19 protein-coding genes are annotated in these 21032 nt (G+C 69.1%); 13 read left to right on the plus strand and 6 right to left on the minus strand.

Annotation, left to right across the window (positions count from 1 at the left end):
* Position 1: 1 nt before the first annotated feature.
* Genes ACWFR4_RS32925 through ACWFR4_RS32945 form a run of 5 tightly spaced genes read left to right on the plus strand, consistent with a single transcriptional unit; the run spans position 2 to position 6149 of the window.
* Positions 2 to 850 (plus strand): carbohydrate ABC transporter permease, encoded by an 849-nt coding sequence (locus ACWFR4_RS32925; protein ID WP_453655775.1) that lies wholly within the window; start codon positions 2 to 4, stop codon positions 848 to 850.
* A gap of 5 nt (positions 851 to 855) precedes the next feature.
* A complete protein-coding gene (locus ACWFR4_RS32930) occupies positions 856 to 1935 on the plus strand; it encodes a glycoside hydrolase family 130 protein (protein ID WP_453655776.1) in 1080 nt (359 codons plus the stop codon).
* Positions 1932 to 3161 (plus strand): Gfo/Idh/MocA family protein, encoded by a 1230-nt coding sequence (locus ACWFR4_RS32935; RefSeq protein ID WP_453655777.1) that lies wholly within the window; start codon positions 1932 to 1934, stop codon positions 3159 to 3161. Before ACWFR4_RS32930 ends, ACWFR4_RS32935 begins: the two co-directional genes overlap by 4 nt.
* A complete protein-coding gene (locus ACWFR4_RS32940) occupies positions 3158 to 4780 on the plus strand; it encodes a glycoside hydrolase family 13 protein (protein ID WP_453655778.1) in 1623 nt (540 codons plus the stop codon). The genes ACWFR4_RS32935 and ACWFR4_RS32940 overlap by 4 nt, the downstream gene beginning before the upstream one ends.
* Positions 4764 to 6149, plus strand: a complete 1386-nt coding sequence (locus tag ACWFR4_RS32945) for a phosphomannomutase/phosphoglucomutase (protein ID WP_453655779.1) — start codon at positions 4764 to 4766, stop codon at positions 6147 to 6149. Before ACWFR4_RS32940 ends, ACWFR4_RS32945 begins: the two co-directional genes overlap by 17 nt.
* Positions 6150 to 6275: 126 nt before the next feature.
* On the opposite strand, the gene ACWFR4_RS32950 is transcribed toward ACWFR4_RS32945, so the two are convergent.
* Positions 6276 to 6827 (minus strand): hypothetical protein, encoded by a 552-nt coding sequence (locus ACWFR4_RS32950; RefSeq protein ID WP_453468844.1) that lies wholly within the window; start codon positions 6825 to 6827, stop codon positions 6276 to 6278.
* Between the two features lie 137 nt (positions 6828 to 6964).
* Here ACWFR4_RS32950 and ACWFR4_RS32955 point away from each other — a divergent pair, with 137 nt between their 5' ends.
* Together ACWFR4_RS32955 and ACWFR4_RS32960 are read left to right on the plus strand one after the other, a co-directional pair.
* Positions 6965 to 7240, plus strand: coding sequence for a hypothetical protein (locus tag ACWFR4_RS32955; RefSeq protein WP_453655780.1), 276 nt, complete (start codon positions 6965 to 6967; stop codon positions 7238 to 7240).
* Positions 7228 to 7500 carry a WYL domain-containing protein gene (locus ACWFR4_RS32960; RefSeq protein ID WP_453655781.1) on the plus strand — a complete coding sequence of 91 codons (273 nt, stop codon included), beginning with the start codon at positions 7228 to 7230 and terminating at the stop codon, positions 7498 to 7500. Before ACWFR4_RS32955 ends, ACWFR4_RS32960 begins: the two co-directional genes overlap by 13 nt.
* Before the next feature lie 76 nt (positions 7501 to 7576).
* Here the strand turns inward: ACWFR4_RS32960 and ACWFR4_RS32965 are convergent, their stop codons facing one another.
* The 4 genes from ACWFR4_RS32965 to ACWFR4_RS32980 all read right to left on the minus strand — a co-directional run bounded on the left by ACWFR4_RS32965 (position 7577) and on the right by ACWFR4_RS32980 (position 11525).
* Positions 7577 to 7930 carry a VOC family protein gene (locus ACWFR4_RS32965; protein ID WP_453655782.1) on the minus strand — a complete coding sequence of 118 codons (354 nt, stop codon included), beginning with the start codon at positions 7928 to 7930 and terminating at the stop codon, positions 7577 to 7579.
* 404 nt (positions 7931 to 8334) lie between these two features.
* Positions 8335 to 9411 (minus strand): maleylacetate reductase, encoded by a 1077-nt coding sequence (locus ACWFR4_RS32970; RefSeq protein WP_453655783.1) that lies wholly within the window; start codon positions 9409 to 9411, stop codon positions 8335 to 8337.
* Between the two features lie 56 nt (positions 9412 to 9467).
* On the minus strand, positions 9468 to 10340 hold the full coding sequence (locus ACWFR4_RS32975) for a dioxygenase family protein (protein ID WP_453655784.1): 873 nt from the start codon (positions 10338 to 10340) through the stop codon (positions 9468 to 9470).
* A gap of 270 nt (positions 10341 to 10610) precedes the next feature.
* Positions 10611 to 11525 carry a LysR family transcriptional regulator gene (locus ACWFR4_RS32980; protein ID WP_453655785.1) on the minus strand — a complete coding sequence of 305 codons (915 nt, stop codon included), beginning with the start codon at positions 11523 to 11525 and terminating at the stop codon, positions 10611 to 10613.
* A gap of 164 nt (positions 11526 to 11689) precedes the next feature.
* Here ACWFR4_RS32980 and ACWFR4_RS32985 point away from each other — a divergent pair, with 164 nt between their 5' ends.
* From ACWFR4_RS32985 to ACWFR4_RS33005, 5 genes are all read left to right on the plus strand, one after another.
* Positions 11690 to 13126: a M20 family metallopeptidase gene (locus ACWFR4_RS32985; protein WP_453655786.1), complete on the plus strand. Its 1437-nt coding sequence runs from the start codon at positions 11690 to 11692 to the stop codon at positions 13124 to 13126.
* Between the two features lie 38 nt (positions 13127 to 13164).
* Positions 13165 to 14490 carry an MFS transporter gene (locus ACWFR4_RS32990; protein ID WP_453655787.1) on the plus strand — a complete coding sequence of 442 codons (1326 nt, stop codon included), beginning with the start codon at positions 13165 to 13167 and terminating at the stop codon, positions 14488 to 14490.
* Positions 14491 to 14681: 191 nt separating this feature from the next.
* Positions 14682 to 14969 carry an alpha/beta hydrolase gene (locus ACWFR4_RS32995; RefSeq protein WP_453655788.1) on the plus strand — a complete coding sequence of 96 codons (288 nt, stop codon included), beginning with the start codon at positions 14682 to 14684 and terminating at the stop codon, positions 14967 to 14969.
* Positions 14970 to 15210: 241 nt separating this feature from the next.
* A complete protein-coding gene (locus ACWFR4_RS33000) occupies positions 15211 to 17109 on the plus strand; it encodes a multicopper oxidase family protein (RefSeq protein WP_453655789.1) in 1899 nt (632 codons plus the stop codon).
* A gap of 327 nt (positions 17110 to 17436) precedes the next feature.
* Positions 17437 to 18210 carry an SDR family oxidoreductase gene (locus ACWFR4_RS33005; RefSeq protein WP_453655790.1) on the plus strand — a complete coding sequence of 258 codons (774 nt, stop codon included), beginning with the start codon at positions 17437 to 17439 and terminating at the stop codon, positions 18208 to 18210.
* A gap of 69 nt (positions 18211 to 18279) precedes the next feature.
* Here the strand turns inward: ACWFR4_RS33005 and ACWFR4_RS33010 are convergent, their stop codons facing one another.
* Positions 18280 to 19176 (minus strand): LysR family transcriptional regulator, encoded by an 897-nt coding sequence (locus ACWFR4_RS33010; protein ID WP_453655791.1) that lies wholly within the window; start codon positions 19174 to 19176, stop codon positions 18280 to 18282.
* A 240-nt stretch (positions 19177 to 19416) separates the two neighbouring features.
* Here ACWFR4_RS33010 and ACWFR4_RS33015 point away from each other — a divergent pair, with 240 nt between their 5' ends.
* Positions 19417 to 20529: an ABC transporter substrate-binding protein gene (locus tag ACWFR4_RS33015; protein WP_453655792.1), complete on the plus strand. Its 1113-nt coding sequence runs from the start codon at positions 19417 to 19419 to the stop codon at positions 20527 to 20529.
* Positions 20530 to 21032: the final 503 nt, after the last annotated feature.

Here is a 21032-nt window from a genome sequence, read left to right on the forward strand (position 1 = left end):
CATGAGTGACACCCTGGAGACCCGCCACCGCGGAGGGAGCGCGGTCCGCTACATCCTGCTGTCGCTCGGTGCGGTCGCCTTCCTGTTCCCCTTCTACTACATGGTCGTCGGCTCGCTGCGCGGGACGACGGTCGGTGATCTGTCCGCCGCGGTCCCGTCCGGGCTGACCGGCGCCAACTACACGGCCGTCAACGGCGCGATCTCGCTGGGCCGTTCCCTGCTCAACTCGGGGATCATGACCATCGGCGTCCTGGTCTGCACGCTCATCTTCGGCGTACTCGCCGGATACGCGCTCGCCCAGTTGCGCTTCCGCGGCAAGGGCGCCGTCTTCGCCGCACTGCTCCTCGTACAGATGATCCCGTTCCAGCTGCTCACGCTGCCGTTGTACGTGCTCGTCGTCCGCGACTACGGGCTCGGCGACAACTACCTCGGCATGATCCTGCCGTTCGCGATCAACTCGACGGCTGTGTTCCTCTTCCGCCAGTTCTTCTCCCAGCTGCCGCAGTCCCTCTTCGAGGCGGCGCGGATCGACGGGGCGAGCGAGCTGCGGATCCTGTGGCAGATCGCACTGCCGATGGCACGTCCGGCGGTGCTGACCGCGCTGCTGCTGACCTTCATCGGGCCGTGGAACGAGTTCCTGTGGCCGTTCCTGGTCACCAAGAACGCCGATATGCAGCCGCTGGCCGTCTCGCTGGCCAGCTTCCTCTCCAACCTCCAGGGCACGGTCGCCAACCCGGCCGGTGCTCTGCTGGCCGGCGCATGTGTGCTGGCCGTCCCCGCGGTGGCCCTGTTCCTCCTGTTCCAGCGCCACTTCACCACTACCGACATCGACTCCGGAGTAAAGGGCTAATCGCCATGAGCAACACCACCGTCGCCACCGACATCCCCTACCGCATGGTGCGCAAAGGCGTGGTCATGTCCCCACTGGCCGGTGAGGCGCACGAGGTCGAGGGCGTCCTGAACCCCGCCTCCGGCCGCACCCCGGACGGCACGCTGCACCTGCTGCCGCGCCTGGTCGCCGAGGGCAATGTCTCCCGCGTCGGCCTCGCCGAGGTCACCTTCGACGAGACGGGCGTGCCCAGCGCCGTCGAGCGCCGCGGCGTCGTCCTCTCCCCCGACGAGGGCTGGGAGCGCGGCAAGAACAACGCCGGCGTGGAGGACCCCCGCATCACCTGGGTCCCCTCGCTCGGCAAGCACGTCATGAGTTACGTCGCTTACGGCCCGCTCGGCCCGAAGCCGGCGCTCGCCGTCTCCGAGAACCTCACCGACTGGACCCGTCTCGGGCCGATCCAGTTCCAGTACCAGGCCGACCTGGACACCGACCTCAACCTCTTCCCGAACAAGGACGTCGTCCACTTCCCCGAGCCCGTCCCGGGCCCGGACGGCGAGATGGCCTACGCGATGCTGCACCGCCCGATGTGGGACCTGGGCTGGTTCCGTCCGGGCGAGGGCGTGCACCTGCCCGCCGGTGTCACCGACGAGCGTCCCGGCATCTGGATCTCGTACGTTCCGGTCGCCGAGGTCGAGGCCGACATCCGCGCCCTGACCCGCCCGCGCGACCACCGTCTGCTGGCTCTGTCCGAGTTCCCGTGGGAGTCGCTGAAGATCGGGGGCGGCCCGGCCCCGATCCGCGTGCCCGAGGGCTGGCTGCTCATCCACCACGGTGTCTCCGGATCCATCGAGGACCCGTGGGCGCAGAACCAGAAGGTGTCGTACGCCGCCGGCGCGATGATCCTCGACCCGGCCGACCCGTCGAAGGTGCTCGCACGCTCCGACAAGCCGCTCATGGCCCCCGAGACCGAGGAGGAGATCTCGGGCACCGTCCCGAACGTCGTCTTCCCGACGGCGATCGAGGAGATCGACGGCAAGCTCTACGTCTTCTACGGCATGGCCGACGCGCACATCGGCGTCGCCCTCCTGGAGCGCACGGCATGACCGGCGGCGCCCTCGCACCTCTCGGAGTCGGCCTGGTCGGTTGCGGCGGGTTCGCCGAGTTCGTCCTGGACGCCGTCGCGGACCTGCCCGGCCTGCACCTCGCGGCCGTCGCCGACCCCTCGCGCGAACGCGCCGAGCGGCTCGGCGCGCGGCACGGCGTCCCGGCGCTCGCTTCCCTCGACGAGCTGCTCGAGCGGCACGACGTGGCGGCCGTGCTGATCGCCACGCCGCCTGCCACCCATGCCGCGATGGCCATCACCGCGCTGCGTGCGGGGCGCCATGTCTTCTGCGAGAAGCCTCTCGCCACCACGACCGAGGACGCCTCGGCGGTCGCCCACGAGGCGCGGCTCGCCGGGCGCGTCCTGGTCGTGGACCACGTGCTGCGCTACAACCCGCTGCTGCGGGCCGTGCGGCACCTGACCGAGCGGGGACTGCTCGCGCCCCCGCGCCGGTTCCTGTTCGAGAACGACGCCTCCGACGAGGACCTGGGACCCGACCACTGGTTCTGGGACCCGGCGCACAGCGGCGGCATCTTCGTCGAGCACGGTGTCCACTTCTTCGACGCCGCCCGCACATTGCTGGGCTCGGACCCCGTCAGCGTGCGGGCGACCGCCGTGGCCCGGCCCGGAGGCCCGGTCGACATGGTGAGCGCGGACGTCGTCCACCCCGGCGGCGTCCTCGCCTCCCACCTGCACTCCTTCACGCACGCCCACCGCGCCGAGCGTCAACTCATGCGTCTGGACCACGGGTTCGCCGAGGCGCGGATCAGCGGCTGGATCCCCGTGCGGGCGGAGATCTCGGCGTGGACCGACGAGGCGGGCGCCCGCCGTTGGGAGCAACTACCTGACGAACTGGGTGAGTTGCTGTCCGTCGACGGCTTCCGGCCGCACGGCGAGGAGCGGATCACCGTCCGCGTCGAGCGGGACGCCGGCTCCGCCGCCCCGGCCCGCGGGCGCGGCGAACAGCACACGGTCCCGCACCACGTCACCGCCGTCCTCGACCTGGGCGGTGAGGCCCGCAAGCCGTACGTGTACGCGCAGAGCGTGCGCGCCGCGATGGCCGATCTCGTCCGGGCCGTCCGTGAGGGCACCCCGCCGGTCGCGGACGCCGTCAGCGGATTCGCCGCGGTCGCCGTCGCCGAGGCGGCCACCATCGCCGCCTCCACCGGCACCGAACAGCGTGTCCCCTCCTCCGACCTGGCCGTCTCCGAGGGAGCCTCCGCATGAGCTGGTGGCAGGACATGGTCTGCTACGAGGTGTACCCGCGCGCCTTCGCCGACTCGGACGGCGACGGGATCGGCGACCTGCCGGGCCTGACCCATCGCCTCGAGCACATCAGGGATCTGGGCGCGGACGCCGTGTGGTGCACCCCGTTCTACCCGTCACCACTGGCCGACGGCGGCTACGACATCGCCGACCACACCGGCGTGGCCGCGGACCTGGGAACGGACGACGACGTCACCCAACTGACTGTCCGCGCACACGAGTTGGGCCTGTGGTTCATCATCGACCTGGTGCCGAACCACACCTCGGACCAGCACCCCTGGTTCCAGGAGGCTCTGGCCGCGGGGCCCGGTTCGGCGGAGCGGGAGATGTACCTGTTCCGACCCGGCCGGGGCGCGGACGGCGAACTGCCGCCCAACGACTGGCAGTCGGCGTTCGGCGGCCCCGCCTGGACCCGGGTCGCGGACGGCGAGTGGTACTGCCATCTCCACGCCGCCGAGCAGCCCGACCTCGACTGGCGCAACCCCAAGGTGCAGGGCGCCTTCACCGAGGTACTGCGGTACTGGCTCGACCGCGGCGTGGACGGCTTCCGCGTGGACGTCGCCCATGCCCTGTTCAAGGCGGAAGGGCTGCCCGACGCGGGCCCCGACCAGCACACCGACCCGCTGCGCAACCACCTGATGCCGTACTACGACCAGGAGGAGCTGCACCCGCTCTACCGCGAATGGCGCGCGCTGCTCGACACCCATCCCGCACCCGCCGGCGCGGTGGCGCCTCAGGACCGGGTGATGGTCGCCGAGTCCGCCGTCTTCGACCCGGCCCGCCTCAGCCGCTACATCCGGCCCGACGAGATGCACCAGGCCTTCAACTTCGCCTTTCTGGAGGCACCTTGGGAGGCGGCGGGGCTGCGCCGGGTCGTCGACGGCTCCTTCACCGTGCCGGGCAGCGCGGTCACCTGGCTGCTGTCCAGCCACGACGCGGTCCGCCCGGTCACCCGGTACGGCTCCCTGGCACGCGCCCGTGCGGCCGCGCTGCTGATGCTGGCCCTGCCCGGCTCCGCGTACCTCTTTCAGGGCGAGGAGCTGGGACTGCCGCAGGCCGACGTGCCCATCGACCGCATCCTCGACCCGCTGTGGGAACGCTCGGGCCACACGAAGCGCGGGCGTGACGGAGCGCGAGTGCCGCTGCCGTGGACCGGTGAGCACGCACCGTACGGATTCAGCACAGTGACGCCCGAGCAAACCTGGCTGCCCCAGCCGGACGACTGGTCGGGCCTGACTGTCGCCGCGCAGCAGCGGGACCCCGACTCGACGCTCACGCTGTACCGGGCGGCACTGCGCCTTCGCCGCGCCCATCCGGCGCCGGACCCGGCGACCCCGCCGACCTGGCTGTCCGCACCCGACGCCCCCTACCTCGCCTTCCGCCGCGGCGCGCTGGTCTGCGTCGTCAACCTGGGCGCCGAGCCCCTGCACCTGGCCCCACTTGGTCTGCCCGGCCGACCGACACTCAGCAGCGGACCGCTCGACGGCGACACGTTGCCGCCCGACACCGCGCTGTGGCTCCTCGCCCCGACCGCCCCCGCCCATCTCGCCGAAAGCGACACCGATGACACGCGCGACTGACGCAACGCACCGCACCGACCTGTCCGGACTCGTCAAGGCGTACGACGTTCGGGGCGTGGTCCCCGACCAGTGGGACGAGACGACGGCCGAGCTCTTCGGCGCCGCGTTCGTCCAGGTCACCGGCGCGGACGCGATCGTGACGGGCCATGACATGCGCCCCTCGTCCCCCGGCCTGGCCCGCGCCTTCGCCCACGGCGCGACCGCGCAGGGCGCCGACGTCACCGAGATCGGCCTCTGCTCGACGGACCAGCTGTACTACGCCTCCGGCTCTTTCGGCCTCCCCGGCGCGATGTTCACGGCCTCGCACAACCCGGCCCGGTACAACGGCATCAAGCTGTGCCGCGCCGGCGCCGAACCGGTCGGCCAGGACACGGGCCTCGTCGAGCTCCGCACCTTGGTCGAAGAGTGGACGGACAACGGCGCCCCGGCGACGGCCGACCGAACGGGCGCCGTCACCACCAGGGACACGCTCGCCGACTACGCCACGTACCTGCACTCCCTCGTGGACCTGTCGGCGATCCGCCCGCTGAAGGTCGTGGTCGACGCCGGCAACGGCATGGGCGGGCACACCGTGCCGACGGTCCTCGCCGGTCTGCCGCTGGACATCGTCCCGATGTACTTCGAGCTGGACGGTACGTTCCCGAACCACGAGGCCAATCCGCTGGACCCGGCCAACATCGTCGACCTGCAGGCACGCGTGCGCGCCGAGGGCGCCGACATAGGCCTCGCCTTCGACGGCGACGCGGACCGCTGCTTCGTCGTCGACGAGCACGGCGACCCGGTCTCGCCCTCCGCGGTCACCGCGCTCGTCGCCTCACGCGAACTTGCGCGGCATCCCGGGGCCACCGTCATCCACAACCTCATCACCTCCCGCACGGTCTCCGAGGTGATCCGCGAAGCGGGCGGCACCCCGGTCCGCACCCGCGTCGGCCACTCCTTCATCAAGCGGGAAATGGCCCGCACCGGCGCCGTCTTCGGCGGCGAGCACTCCGCCCACTACTACTTCCGCGACTTCTGGAACGCCGACACCGGCATGCTCGCGGCCCTCCACGTTCTCGCCGCCCTGGGCACACAGAGCGCCCCCCTGTCCGACCTGACCAGCAGCTTCGAGCGCTACGCCGCCTCCGGCGAGATCAACTCCGCCGTCGACGACCCGGGCTCACGCACCGCAGCGGTGCGGGCGGCGTGGACCGGCCGCCCAGACGTCACGCTCGACGACCTCGACGGCCTGACCGTCAGCGGCACCGACTGGTGGTTCAACGTCCGCCCCTCGAACACGGAGCCGCTTTTGCGACTCAACGTGGAAGCCCAGACCGAGTCGGCGATGCGCGCCCTGCGAGACGAGGTACTGGCGACGATCCGCACCTGAGCCCACGAAATCATGGAGGAGGCCCTGGCTATCCGGGCTCGCTTGTCAGCAGATTCGTTGCGGCTTCGTGTTCCGGGCGAAGCTCCGTGTGGAGGATGCCTCGCCTGCCACGGGTACAGGACCACGTCAGCTGTCTGGCCGTTGCCCCAGCAGGCGGGCCTGTTCCCTCTTCAGCTGGGCGAACCCCTTGCGCGCGTACGCGGCTATTTCCTCGCTGGGGAACGCGACGACTGAGAGGTGCTGGTCGTAGCTGCCCTGTGCCCATCGAGCGGCCGTGATCTCGTAGCCCGACACATGCGCGCACAGCTGAAGCAGGAGCGGCGGCATCGCTGGTTCGCTCAAGAGGTCGGCGTGTTTGATGACGAGGTCGCGCATGGCCCGGATGTTCGGGAGGAAGACAGTGATGACCCACAGTCGCCACTCGGCGAGTTCCTCCTCGGTGGGCGGCGTCTCATGGACAAAGGGTGACCTGCCGTCAGAGCGAGCATTGCGCTCCATGAACGCACCGAAGATGCGGCTGTTGGCTTCCGTGAGGGCGAACAAGGGGCCGTAGAAGTCGCTGAGCTGGCGATTCAAGCGGGCGAGGCGTTCTTGACGCTGCGACAGGCGCAACCCGTTGAGATAGGTGACGACATAGCCGGCGAACGCCAGCCCGATAGTGACAACCACTGCGATCATGAAGGGCGATGCTAATGGGCCTCGCGTTCCCTGGTCAGCCTGCGGTACCAGATCACCTACACTCCGACTCTTCGCTCAACCAGAAGAGCGTACGGGCCGTACCGGGACGCGGCGGCGGCTGGTCGTTCGACCCTCAGATGACCCTTCCCCCGATCCGGTTCACCACCGATGAGGCCGCGGCGACCGATGAGGCCGCGGCGCTGGCCGTGGCCCTCGCCGCGGCCGACGCCACCGCCCCGTACGCAGGCGCGGCCCGCACAGCAGCCCAGAAGATCGCCGCGACCATGACGGGCCCAGCCTCGACGGCAGCTCAGGAACTCGCCGCACGCATCGTCACGCTCCCGGCCCCACCGACACCACAGTCCGTACCGCCGTCGAACAAGCCCTCACCACCAACACGGTGCTACAGCTGACCTACACCGACGCAGCCGGGCACAAAAGCGACCGCACAGTCGAACCCGACGGACTCCTCACCGCCAACGGCCGCTGGTACCTCATCGGTTGGTGCCGCACGCGGCAAGCCGGCCGAGGCTTCCGACTCGACCGCATCACAACAGCAACTCCAACCGGCGAGCAAGCACAGCCCCATGACCTGACCGAACTACTACTCGGCTCCACCGCAGCCCATGCGGTGCAGCCCAACGCCCTCGCCGCGCTCACTCCCCCACCATGAAGGAACCCGAGCCCTCCACGATCGGCGTCGGGGCATGCTGGTCGACCATTACGTCACCGCCCGCGCGAAGACGTGGTCAGGCCGGCTGCCACAGCTCGACCCGATGGCCCTCAGGATCGGTGACCCAGCCGAACCGACCGACACCCTCCATGTCCTGCGTCTCCTCGGCCACGTCCGCTCCCTTGGCGCGCAACTGCGCGAGCATCGCATCCAGGTCGCGGACCCGGAAGTTGAGCATGGTCTGCTGATCGCGGGACCCGAAGTAGTCGGTGCCGGACTCGAACGCCGCGAACACCGTGGGCCCGGCTCCCTGACGCCACAGGCCGTTGTCATCGGCGTCCAGGCCGAGGCACTCGCGATACCACGCGCTCAGGGCCGCTGGGTCGTCGGCCCGCATGAAATACCCACCAATACCAAGCACACGTTCCATGCCGCCATCTTGCCAGGACTGCGATCGGGCGGACTGTCACCACACCATCGGCCGTATCACCTCTGGATGGGAATGACCTCTGATTCCCAAGACCCTTTACGGAGCGTTTTTGTGTGCGAAGTGCGCCAACTCCCCGGCGGACTCTGGGGTGAGACGGTAGAACCCTCGGAGGCTGATCGAGCAGTCGAGTCGGCCGTCCACCACGTGTTTCGGATTCCGGGTCCGCCCTCGGCGGTTGCGCCCGGTGAGCTCTGTCAGAAGTTCGCCAGGGATGACGTCTGCGGAGGAAAGAACTCGCTCAGTCCCCGGCGGACAGTCTCGCTGTCGTCGGCGACCAGGACACGGATCGCCATGGGTGACCACGGGTCGGAAACTCACGGTCACTCAGGGGCGCCTGTATCTCTTCACCAAGGCCACACACCCGCCGTCGCCGGATCCGCGCCCTCCCACGCCGCGCGCAGCAAGCCTCGTACGCCGTCGGCCGTGACCGGACGGGGATTGTCTGCCGGGGCCGCCTCGAGGATCGCCGGCACCGCGTCGTCGATGTCCGGTTCGGCGAGGCCGTAGTCCCGCAATGCCGTCGGCGCGTCCACGGCCCGGCGCAGCCGCTGCAGCCCCTCGAGCGCCGAGCCCGTGCCGAAGGCCTCCGCGATCCTGCGCTCGGCGTGCGGTGCGGCGGGGGCGTTGAAGGCGAGCACGTACGGCAGGACGACGGCGTGCGTCTGGGCGTGCGGCAGGTCGTAGCGGCCGCCGAGTACATGGCAGATCTTGTGGTGCAGGCCCGACCCCGCCGACGAGAACGCGACCGCCGACAGGTACGCCCCGTACAGCATCTGCTCGCGGCCCTCGATGGCGGAGGGGTCGGCGACGACCGGGGGAAGTCCGGCGGCGAGCGCGCGGATGCCTTCCCCGGCCAGTGTCTGGTCGACCGGGTCGGTGCGCGGGGCCCACATCGAATCGACGCAGTGGGCAAGGGCGTTGAGGCCGGATGCGACGCTCATCGGCACGGGAAGCGTGAGGGTGAGCGTCGCGTCGTAGACAATCGCGCGCGGCAGCACGCGGGCGTTCACGCCCGTCGTCTTGCGGCCGCCCTCGGTGAGCCCCCAGACGCTGGTCGCCTCCGACCCCGCGTATGTGGTCGGGACGGCCACGATCGGCAGCCCCGACGTGAGCGCGACGGCCTTGGCCAGGCCGGTCGTCGAGCCGCCGCCGACGCAGACCAGCACGTCCGCATCGTGCCGGGCCGCTGCCGCCCGGGCCCGTTCGGCCGTGGCGAGTGGGACGTGCATCGCCACGTCGTCGTGGTGCGCGACCACCGGGGCGTCCGACGTGACCGACTTGGCACCTTCGACGTCGCGGGTCGTCGCGATGACCATCACGCGGGTGCCGCCGAGCCGTTCGACCTCGGTGCGCACGGCCGCGCGTGCGTCGCCGGAGGCGAAGTGGACGCGCTGTGGCAGCGTCTCGTGCTCGAATCGCATGGGCCGGTCTCCTTCACGCTCCGGTTCCTGCTCTGATTCCTGCTCCGACGGTCGCGTCACGCGCGCCGCAGCACGATGTCGAAGCGGACGCGGGTCCAGCTCAGGTCGGTGAGAGTACGGCCGTCGGGGGCCGGTGTGCCGGGTGGCTGCCGGTCGAACCTCTTGACGAGGGAGTCCTTGACGCCGAACACAGCGTCCTGCGTGAGCAGTTGGTCGCCTTCGACGAAGATGTGAGTGATCACGGCGCGGTGGCCGGGGGCGGTCGCCTTGAAGTGCAGGTGGGAGGCGCGCAGTGGGGAGCGTCCGGTCTTCTCCAGGAGTTCACCGACCGGCCCGTCGTACGGGATCGGATACGGGGTGGGGGTGAGTCCCCAGAACGCGTAACGTCCTTGGTCATCGGTGAAGAGATGTCCGCGGCCCGCCGTGCGGTCCGGCCCGTACTGCACGTCGTAGAGGCCGTCCTCATCGGCTTCCCATACGTCGAGTCGGGCTCGCGCGACCGGTTTTCCGTCGGCGTCGGTGACGGTGCCCTCGACCCAGCAGGGCTCTCCCGGGGCTCCGCCCGCCAGGTCGCCGCCGATGGGGATCTCCGGAGCGCCGTCCACGAAGAACGGGCCGACCACCGTCGCCTCGGTCGCGCTCCCGGCGGCCTCATGGTTGACGTTGATGGTCTGCATGGAGGCCCCGAGCACGTCGGACAGGAGCACGAACTCCTGACGCCGGTCGGTGGTGATGTGCCCGGCCGCGGTGAGGAAGGCGACGGCCTGCTGCCATTCCGCCTCCGTCAGTCGCACGTCACGGATGAACCCGTGCAGGTGCCGGACCAGTGACTGCATCAGCTCCTTGAGGCGCGGGTCGGGTGTGTCACGGAACGACGCCAGGACCGCATCGATCAATTCGTCCTCGACCTGGCGCTGTTGCTGCGGCACGACGATGCGGCCTCCGGAACCGCCTTCGGAATGGCCTTCGGGTCGGGCTGCGGAACGGCCGTCGGAATGACCTTCGGGATGTCCTGCGGTATCTGCTGCGTTCTGCGGCGCGGACATGGAGCGGCTCCTCCTGCTCGTTCGGCGTAGTCTCCGTTCACACGGTGGCAGACCGATCGGCTTCGTAGCCGTAGATCCACCCACTGCTCACCGGCGGATCGGCCTCGGCCTCCACCGACACGGCGTCGCGGGCTCGCGGACGCCGGCCCGCGATCAGCCTCGCGGCTTCGGCGGGTCCAAGAGCGACACCAGCAATGCGGTGAACTCCATTGCCGCCCACGGCAGCCGTCGGCCCAGCATGGTCTGCACTTGCGCCTCGCGCTGGCGGAAGACCGGGTGGTCGACGCGTACATGGGTGACCCCCTCCGTCGCCGAGTCCTGGTGCAGGTCGCCGAGGTCGCCGACGAGTGCGACGCCGCCTCCGGAGCGGACGAATTCATACTGCGGAGCAAGTCCGTCACACACCAGTGCCGGACGGGCCGTCAGGCCCTCCAACTGCACACCGATATCGAAGAGTTCGCGCTGGCTGGTCCCGACCGAACCGATACCGAGGGGATATTCGCACAGTTCCGCCAGGCTGATCCGATCCCGCCCGGCCAGTTCGTGGTCCAGAGGCACGACGGCGGCCACGGGTATCACGACGGCGCATTCCACTCGTACGTCGTGTTGCGGACCCATCGTGTAGGTGGCCGCTACGTCGGCGATGCCCTCGACCACGCGGCGGGTTGCCTCCTGGCGGGGTACGACGTCGAGCCGGAAGGTCACCTCAGGGTGGTCCCGTCGGAAGGCCGCCATCGCGCGCGGCAGGATGCGACGCCCGAATCCCTCCGAGCAGACCACGTTGATGTGGTGGACATCGGCCCCACGTCCGGTCCTCAACTCGTTGACGAGCGCGGTGGATTCGGCTTCGCTGCGGCGGGCGTGAGCCAGGAGCCGGGATCCCGCGTCGGTCATCGTCATCCCTCGGGGATGTCGGACGAAGAGAGCCACTCCCGTCCCGGACTCGAGCTTAACGATCTGCCTGCTGACCGCGGAGGGAGCAACCTGCAGCTTCTGGGCGGCCTCGGTCACCGATCCCGTCCGGGCGACCTCGAGAAAGTACGCGAGGCTCACCGGCATGAGCTGCATCGTGCCTCCGGGATAGCTGGGTGGCGCCCTCTGACGTGGACGCCGGTTTGCCAAGAATAGAACGCAGGGTGCCACAAACGGCAATAGTCGCCGCCCGGAAACCGCCCTACGCTCCTGAGCCAGCACATCACCCACAACTGCTGCCACCATCAGGAGAAGCTTCAGTGATCCCCAAAAGCCTGGTCGAGAAGGCCGAGGAGTACGTCGACTCGGGCGCCTACTTCACCGACCTGAGCGCGATGGTCGCCTACCCCACCGAGAGCAGCCGGCCTGAAGGCCGCGTTGCCATTAAGGCATACCTGGATGAGGTTCTCGTACCGGACCTGACCGAACTCGGTTGCTCTGTCACCGAGTACGTCAATCCGGACTCCTCCGGCGGCCCGTTCCTCGTCGGCACACGCGTCGAGTCCCCCGAACTCCCGACACTGCTGTGCTACGGCCACGCGGACGTGGTGGACGGCCAGGCCGGCCGGTGGAGCGAAGGCCGGGATCCGTGGACCCTGACCGCGGAGGGCGACCGGTGGTACGGCCGCGGGTCAGCCGACAACAAGGGGCAGCACCTTGCCAACATCGCGGCACTGCGGCTGCTGCTCGCCGAGCAGGGGTCGCTCGGCTTCAACCTGACCTTCCTGTTCGAGACCGGCGAGGAGGTGGGCTCGCCCGGACTCGCAGAATTCGCCGCCGCACACCGCGCAGAGCTGCGGGCCGATGTCCTGATCGCCTCGGACGGTCCACGTCTGGATGCCACGACGCCGACGCTGTTCCTCGGGTCGCGCGGAGGTGTGGGCATCATGCTCGATGTCGACCTGCGGCCCGACGCGTACCACTCGGGCAACTGGGGTGGTGTCATCCGCAATCCCGCCACCACCTTGGCCGGCGCGATCGCGAGCCTGGTCGACGGACACGGCCGTATCCAGGTACCCGCGCTGCTGCCGTCCGAACTCCCGGCCGCCGTTCGCGAGGCACTCAGCGATGTCGTGGTCGCGAGCAGCCCCGGTGATCCCGCTCCGGACGAGGGCTGGGGTGACACGACGCTGACCGCCGCCGAGCGGCTCTACGGCTGGAACACCCTTGAGGTCCTGTCACTGGGTTCGGCCGACATCGACCGTCCCGTCAACGCGATCCCCGGCCGCGCACGCGCCGTCCTGCAACTGCGGTACGTCGCGGGCACCGATGTGAGCCGAGCCCGAGAGATCGTCACCGAGCATCTCACCGACCACGGATACCCGATGGTCGACGTGACCGTCCTCGGCAGCTTCGCCGCCAGCCGTACGGCACTGGACGACCCGTGGCTGCTCTGGGCCAAGGGAGCACTCGAACAGGTCACCGACAAACCCGTCGCCGTCCTCCCGAACATCGGCGGCTCCCTGCCCAACCACGTCTTCACGGACATCCTCGGCCTGCCGACCCTGTGGCTGCCGCACTCGTACCCGGGGTGCCTCCAGCACGCGCCCGACGAACACATGCTCTCCGCGATCGCCCGCGAAGGCATCGTCCTGGCAGCCACCTTGTTCCATGCCCTCGGCAATCCCTCGGCCGACCGTCCGCTCCCAGCACCCGCCGGGCTCGACCACCCTGTCCCCGCCGACCACTCCGCCTGACGCCCACCCGCCCTGCGCCCACCGGAAGGAACCCCGCGATGACGGCCATCTCGCGTCAGCACACCCCGCAAGGGAACTCGACCGACGCACCCCCACCCCCGAGACAGGTGTCCACCAAGCGAGCGGTCGCGGCGGCGACCATAGGCAACGCACTCGAGTGGTTCGACCTCGCGGTCTACGCCCTGATGGCGGTCTACATCGGCCGGACGTTCTTCCCCGCCGACAATCCAGGCGTCCAACTGGTCGAGGCGTACGCGGTGTTCGGCGTGACGTATCTGATCCGGCCCGTCAGCGGGCTGCTGATCGGCTCGTACGCCGACCGGCACGGGCGCAAGAAGGCCCTGATGCTGACGATCTGGCTGATGGTCCTCGGCACCTTCATGATCGCTTTCATGCCGGGCTACTCGACGCTCGGCTTCGTCGCGCCCGTGGGAGTCGTGATCGCGCGACTGATCCAGGGCTTCGGAGCCGGCGGCGAGTTCGGCGCCGCCACCTCGTTCCTGGTAGAGCAGAACGACAAGCGCAAGAGCTTCCTCGGCAGTTTCCAGTTCGCCAGTCAGGGGCTCGCGACGCTGATGGCCTCCGGGTTCGCCACGGGGCTGACAGCGACGCTGTCCGAGGAGCAGATGACCTCCTGGGGCTGGCGGGTGCCGTTCGTGTTCGGCCTCCTGGTCGGCCCGGCCGGCTACCTCATCCGCCGCTACGCCGAAGAGCCGCCGGCTACGACTCGGGCGAGCGCGTCGGAGAACCGCGACGAGAAGCCCTCACCGGTCCGGTCGGTGTTCCGGGACCACTGGGGCGGGCTGCTGATCGCGGGCGGAGCCATGGTGGTCTCGACCGCACTCAACTTCCTCCTGCAGTACATGCCCACCTTCGCCATCAAGGACCTCGGGGTGGACGACTCACTGTCGTTCGCCGCGCTGCTCATCACCGGTGTCATCCTGACCCTCGGCACCCCGGTCGTGGGCCTGCTCGCGGACCGGTTCGGCCGATTGAAGATCATGATCCCGGCCGCGGCGTTGATCGGGGTGTGCGCCATCCCGCTGTTCCTCTGGCTGACCACATCACCGTCCTTCCTGACCCTCGCACTGTGCATGACGGTCCTGGGCGTACTCAAGGCCACGTACTTCGGCGCGCTGCCGTCGGTGATGTCCGACGCGTTCCCGGCAGAGGCCCGCGCGACCGGGCTGGCGTTCAGTTACAACACGACGGTCGCCATCTTCGGCGGGTTCGCCCCCACGATCGCCGCTGCACTGGTCACAGCCACCGGCTCGCAGATCTCGCCGAGTTATTACCTGCTGGCTGTCGCAGCCCTGAGCATCGCCGCCCTGGTGGGCGGGTACCGGATCCGCGGCATCCGCTGAGTGCCCGCTTTCGACAGCCACTCCCAGTCATGTGCCCTCCGTACCTGGCGATCAGCCCGCCCGCCGCGCGGGTGCGGCTGCCTCGAGGGCATGGCCGAGCTCGAAGAGATGGTCCAACCGGTCGGGCCGCCAGCCCGGGCCGCTGGTTCGGCGATCCGAGGACGGCCGAAACCCCTCTCGGGCGCGCTCTGTTGCGGGACCTCGCCGAAACCGATCCGGTCGGCTACGCCGCCTGCTGCGACGCACTCGCCGCCTACGACCTGCGATCCGACCTGGCACGCATCACCGCTCCCACTCTCGTTGTCGGCGGCTCCCTCGACATCGCCACCCCGCTCGATCACGCCCGGGAACTCGCGGACGGGATCGCCGATGCCACCCTGGAGGCATGCGCCATCGGGCATCTCGCGGTCGAGCAGCCCGAGGCTGTCGGCGCGGCGCTCAGCACTCATCTCCGCGCCCCGAAAGCGCCGCAGTATTGAATGTGCACAACAGGGGCTATTCGCGCACAGAAAAGCGGCGGAACGCGCTTTCAGATTGGTGGTAATAATTCGATTCCGATACCGATATCTTCCGAATTACCACCGAGATCGGCTCAAATGAGTGCCTTTCCCGAACCGGACCGGCGCGCTGCATTCACGACCCTGACCAGCCCTGTATCTCTTCAACGTCACGCGAGGCGACGAAAGGCTGAAGACGATGGTTGGGCGACGGAGATTCCTCATGGCCGGTGCCATGGGCGGTGCGGCCATGCTCCCACGGGGTGCGGGCGGGCAGGCGTATGCATCCGACGGTCACGGTCATGGGTCAGCGTCTGCGAACACGCCGATTCCGCACACCCCCAAGCTGACGAAGTACCTTGACCCGCTGCCCATCCCGAGGACCGCCATCTCGGATCCCTCCGTCTATCCGGGCGCCGACTACTACGACATCACGATGCGGCCGGGCACGTGGCAATTCCACCAGGAGCTCGGGCCGGCCAAGGTGTGGGGCTACTGGGCCGCGAACCCGCACGACCCTCGCAACCCGATCGGCATGGGCTACCTGGGGCCGACCCTCAGCGTGACCAGGGACCACCCGACGGTCGTCAAGTACCGCAACGAACTGCCGACCACCCATCTGTTCCAGTTCGTGATCGACAAAATCCGCAAAGGGGACCCCCAGCTCACCCCGACCCCTCCACCCCCCTACAAGCCCATGCAGCCGTTTCCCGCGAATGTCAACGTGTGGAACGTCGTACACCAGCACGGTGGTTTCACCGCGCCACAGTCCGACGGCATGCCGCTGCAGTCGTTCAGCCCGGACGGCGTCCGCGCCGAGCCCTACAGCGGCCTGTTCCCGAACCAGGTCGAACCCAACGAGTCGATCTGCGCCTACACCAACCACGACCATTCGTGCATGCTCTGGTATCACGACCACGGCATGGGAATGACCAGCGTCAACGTCTACGCGGGCCTTGCCGGTCTCTACCGCGTCGGCGACCCCGCCGACGATCGGCTCGGACTGCCGCAAGGCGAATTCGAGGTCCCCCTCATCCTGCAGGACCGGACCTTCCACCCGGACGGCTCGCTCGCCTACACCATGACCTTGCGGGAAGGCGAGGACACCCCGGTCGTCAACGGGAAGGCGTATCCCTACCTGGAGGTCGAGCAGCGACGCTACCGGCTGCGCGTTCTCAACGCTTCGAACGAGCGCTTCTGGCGCCTGAGGTTCGACGTTCCCGAGGACGTACTGCCCCAGCCCGTCCTGCCGTTCTGGCTGATCGGCACCGACGGCGGCCTCCGCGCCCCGTTGCAGATGCTGAACTTCCTGATCTCGCCGGCCGAGCGGTACGACCTGATCGTCGACTTCACCCACATGCCCGTGGGCACGAAGGTCAAGCTGACCAACTACAACGCGCCCGTGCACTACCCCGGCGGCGGCGGACCGGAAATCTCGGAAATCATGGAATTCCGTGTCAAAAAAACGTTGTCCGGAGGCCGAGACAGGACAACGCCGCCCAAGAAGCTCGAGCTGCCGACGGCCGCCCCCATCGAGGTGAAGGCGCACACCCGCCGGCGGGAATGGGTTCTGTACCAGCACAAGCTCTTCACCACCATGACGTTCAACGCGGTGCCGTTCATGGAGCCGTCCGAGGACTTCATCAAGGCGGGCTCGACCGAGATCTGGGAGTACATCAATCCCAACCACGACGCCCACCCGATGCATGTCCACCTCGTCAACTTCCAGGTGTTGAACAGGCAGCCGATCGACGCGGCCGGCTACCAGGAACAATACGAAAAGTGGATTGACGGTGGCCGTAAACCGAAGGACAGGCCGGTGTTGGCGAACTATCTCACCGGTCCCCCGATTCCGCCGGACCCGGATGAAGCACTGTCCCGCAAGGACACGGTCAAGTCCTATCCGGAGACGGTGACCAGAATCGTCATCAATGAATTCGACCCGCCGACGGAAAGGATCGCGGGGCTACCGGGAAGCGGCACCGAGCTGCCGGCGACGTACGTCCAGCACTGCCACATCCTCGAACACGAAGACGACGACCTGATGCGACCGTGGACGATCGTCGGCGACGACCACCACAGCGGTGGTGACCACGCCGGTGGCTACGGCAACCACCACTGACGGGATCGACCGACCGACGGCTCGCCGCCCCTACCTCCGGGGCGGCGAGCCGTCGTCGGAGGCTGCGGCTGCCCGTTCGGCGCCGACTCAAGCAAGTACGGGACCAGCACTTCGCCGCAGGCCAGGCACCCGGTGTCCGGGGCCGGGATGCCATAGGCGTTCCCTATAGCACCTTCTGATATTTCGTCTTTGCCTCTCGCTCTTTTCCGGACCTACCGTGAAACAGCTCGATGAGGTGCTCACCGCGATTTCTCCGAGAATTCGCCCTCTGCGCATCGATCCTTCTTCCGTCGAGCGGACGAACACGCAATAGAGAGGACCGGTGGCATGACCACGATCGAGAACGGGTCGGGAACGCGAGAACTCGCGGGAAAGCGAGCCCTGGTCACGGGCGGTTCCAGCGGCATCGGAGCGGCCGTCGTGCGCCAACTCCTGGACGCGGGCGCCGAGGTGGTCACGACCGCCAGGACGGCGACGAGCACGGTGCCGGAGGGAGCCACCTTCGTGGAGGCCGACGTACGGACACGGGCTGGAGCGCAGGCGCTCGCCGAAGCCGCGCAGGAGGTGCTCGGCGGGGTGGACGTCCTGGTCCACAACGCGGGTGGGGCGCGACCGCACGAGGGCAGCGCGGCCATCCCGGACGAGGAGTGGCAGGACGCGCTGGACCTGAACTACCTGGCGTCGGTGCGGCTCGACTCTCTGCTGGTGCCGGGGATGCGGGAACGGCGTTCGGGAATGATCGTGCACGTCTCCTCGGCCGCTGTCCTCACTCCGGTAGCACCGTTCCTGCACTACACGGCGGCGAAGGCGGCGCTGGAGAACTACAGCCGGGGACTGGCGTTGGAACAGGCCCCGTTCGGAATCCGGGTCAACACCGTGACCCCCGGCAGAGTCGCCACCCCCGGCGGCGAACGAACACGGGAGCAGTGGGCGCGCCTGGACCTGGCGCCGGGCCAGAACGACACCCCCACCGTGCCGCTGGGGCGCGATGGTGAGCCCGAGGACATCGCCCACGCCGTGCTGTTCCTCGTGTCCGGCCGAGCGAGCTGGCTGACCGGGAGCAATATCGTCGTGGACGGCGGCGAATTCCCCAGGGGTTGACGCCGACGGAATTCCGGAACGCCGGCTCCGACAAAAGGGGTTCAGCGGCGCCCGCTTCCTTCTCGCCCGTCAGGACACCGGTGAGAGGGAAGCGACTTCGGACCAGGTCTCCTTACGCAGGAGTTCGAGCAGGGCCGTCTCCGCCGGCCCGGCGCCTGGCCGGACCACGGCGATGACGGGCTGGGACACGACGGGGAACACCGGGCGAACGAGGTGCTCGTGACCATGGGGCACCGCGGAGGCCGGGACGAGCGTCACCCCCAGCCCCTGGGCGGCCCAGCGCACGGCCGTCGCCGTCTGGGACACGCGGGCGGCCGTGGTCGGGGTCAGATCGTTGTTCCGCAGCACGTTCAGGAGCACGCCGTCGAGCGCGCTGTCGCGGTCGAACCTCACCCACGGCTCCCCCTCCAGTTCGCTCAGCCCGACCCGGTTCGCGCCAAGCTGCCGGTGCCCGGCGGCAAGCACCACGACGAACTCCTCGTCGCCGAGATGGTGCGCGTCGGCGGGGCTCCGCTCGCACGCCGCCATCAGGGCGAGGTCAAGGACGCCCCGGCGGCACAGCCGTTCCAGTTCGGCGGAGCTCGGCTCCTCGAAGACGGTGACCTCCAGCCGCGGGAAGCGGCGCCGCAGCGCGCCGAGGGCGCCCGGCAGCTGCCGCGTGCCGAAGCCCATCTGCACCGCGACGACCAGCTCGCCCACCAGCTCATCGGCACCGGCTCGCGCCGTCGCCCTCGCCCGCCGCGACGCGCTCACCGCGACCTCCGCCTCCCGCAGGAACGCGCGGCCGACCACGGTGGGCACCAGTCCGGTCGGTGTGCGGGCGAACAGCTCCACGCCGAGTTCCCGCTCCAGGCCGCGGATCTGCTGGGACACCGATGGTTGAGCGACGTGCAGCAGCTCCGCCGCCGCTGTCACCGAGCCCGCCTCGGCAATAGCCAGGGCGTACTCGTACTGACGAAGACTCATCGGGTCCCGCTCCCTCCCTGCGGCGGACCACGGCCCACCTGTTGTCATCGTTGCAACAGTTGGCAACTCAGTTCCGCTGACGGAGATTCCCCGGGGAGAGCCAGGGGTCGGCCCGTACGCAGATGGGGCGTCGAAGGTGTCCGGTCTCGGCTCGGCTACTCTCGGCGCCACTGGTGATCACTCTGCGATCCGACGATCCGGGCAAAGTGCCACCGCCTCGTACTCAGGAGACGCCAGCACATGAATACGCCACCATCGCCACTTGCCGCGGAGCGGACTGACGGATCATCCGTCCGGATCGGCGCCCTCGCGCCGCTGACTCGGCCCGGCTGGGTCGAGGCGGGCCAGCACTTGCTCGCTGGACTCGAGTTGGCCGTTCGCGAAGTCAATGACGCCGGCGGGATCGGCGGACGACCACTCGAGCTGGTGGTCCGGGACACCGCAGCCGATCCGCAGAGGGCCGCGGCTGCCGTCGATGAATTGGTTCGCATGGGCGTGACCGCCCTGGCGGGCGAATATCACAGCGTCGTCGCCCGCGCCGCTGCTGCCAGGGCCGACGCCCTCGGCCTGCCGTTCCTCTGCTCGTCAGCGGTTCTCGACGCGCTCACCGACCAGCCGACAGAATGGGTCGCGCGGCTCGCCCCACCGCAGTCCCGTGGCTGGCAGATCTACGCGGACTTCCTCCTCGGCGCGGGCCACAGTCGCATCGCCGTAGCGGCGCAGCCGAGTGTCTACTGGGCATCCGGGACCCGCGTTCTGCGGGACTTCTTCGCTGCACGCGGTGGCACCGTCATCGAACTCGACATGGGCGAGCTCGACCCCGCGGCTGTGTGCGACGAACTCGTCGGGAATGGCGCGACAGCCCTCCTCCTTCTGGCCGGCCACCCGGAGCCGGCGGTGTCGGTCGTCAAGTCCGTCCGCCGCGACCAGCGCCTCGCCGAGATCTTGATCGGTGCCCCGGCCGGGCAACCGGAGTTCACCGAATGGGCGAAGTTGCTGGGCGACGACGGCACCGCGATCCCGTTCCTGCGCTACCTGCCCGAGCGCCTCAGCCCCCTCGGCGCACGAGTCGAGACAGCTCTGCGTGAGCGGCTGGGCGAAGCGCCCTCCTTCGTCGCCTTCGAGGGCTACGACACGGTCACCGTCCTCGCCGACGTGCTGCGTTCTCACGGCGCGGACCGGGCGCGCATCGCCGAATCCTGGCCGCGCGTTGCCGTCGAAGGCACCCGCGGACAGATGCAGTTCTCCCGCACGCCAGGCATCAGCGTCTGGCAATGGGCTTGGACGCCGGTGCAAGTCGTTGACCGGGATCCGGCAGCACCCGATCGCTTCCGGACCCTCCACACCGGCTGAGAGAGCACGGGGGTTCCGCCGCGTGACGCGGTCAGCCGCCACGTCACGCGGCGACGGTTCAGGCACGGCAGAGCGCAGCATTTCCAGCGCCGGGTTCGCGAGGATGTCCGCCCAGAAGTCCTCGCCGAACTCACGGATGCCGGCCTCGGACACCTGCAGCGGAACCCACTCCACCGCACTGGATCCGGCCGCCCGCGGACAGTCCTCGCAGGCCTCGCGACGCGGGGCCGTGCTGACGATGGTGATCGGCTGAGGGGCGAGGAGAGCTGTGACGCGCACGCGCGGACCCGTCTCGGTTTCCTCGCCGGTCGGCTCGCAGCGGAACCCATACTTGTACCAGGGATACGCAGTCGAGCCCGTAGTCGGGTTCTGGGCGAGAGACCGCCGTACTGGCAAATGGCACGAAGACGTTGGCCGAGTGCCCCTCCAATCACCCAACACCGTTTGGCCAATTCGACGCATTGACCACCGAGCACTGCCTCCCGGGGTGCCACGCCAGGGAT

This window comes from Streptomyces sp. NPDC055140, assembly GCF_053607285.1.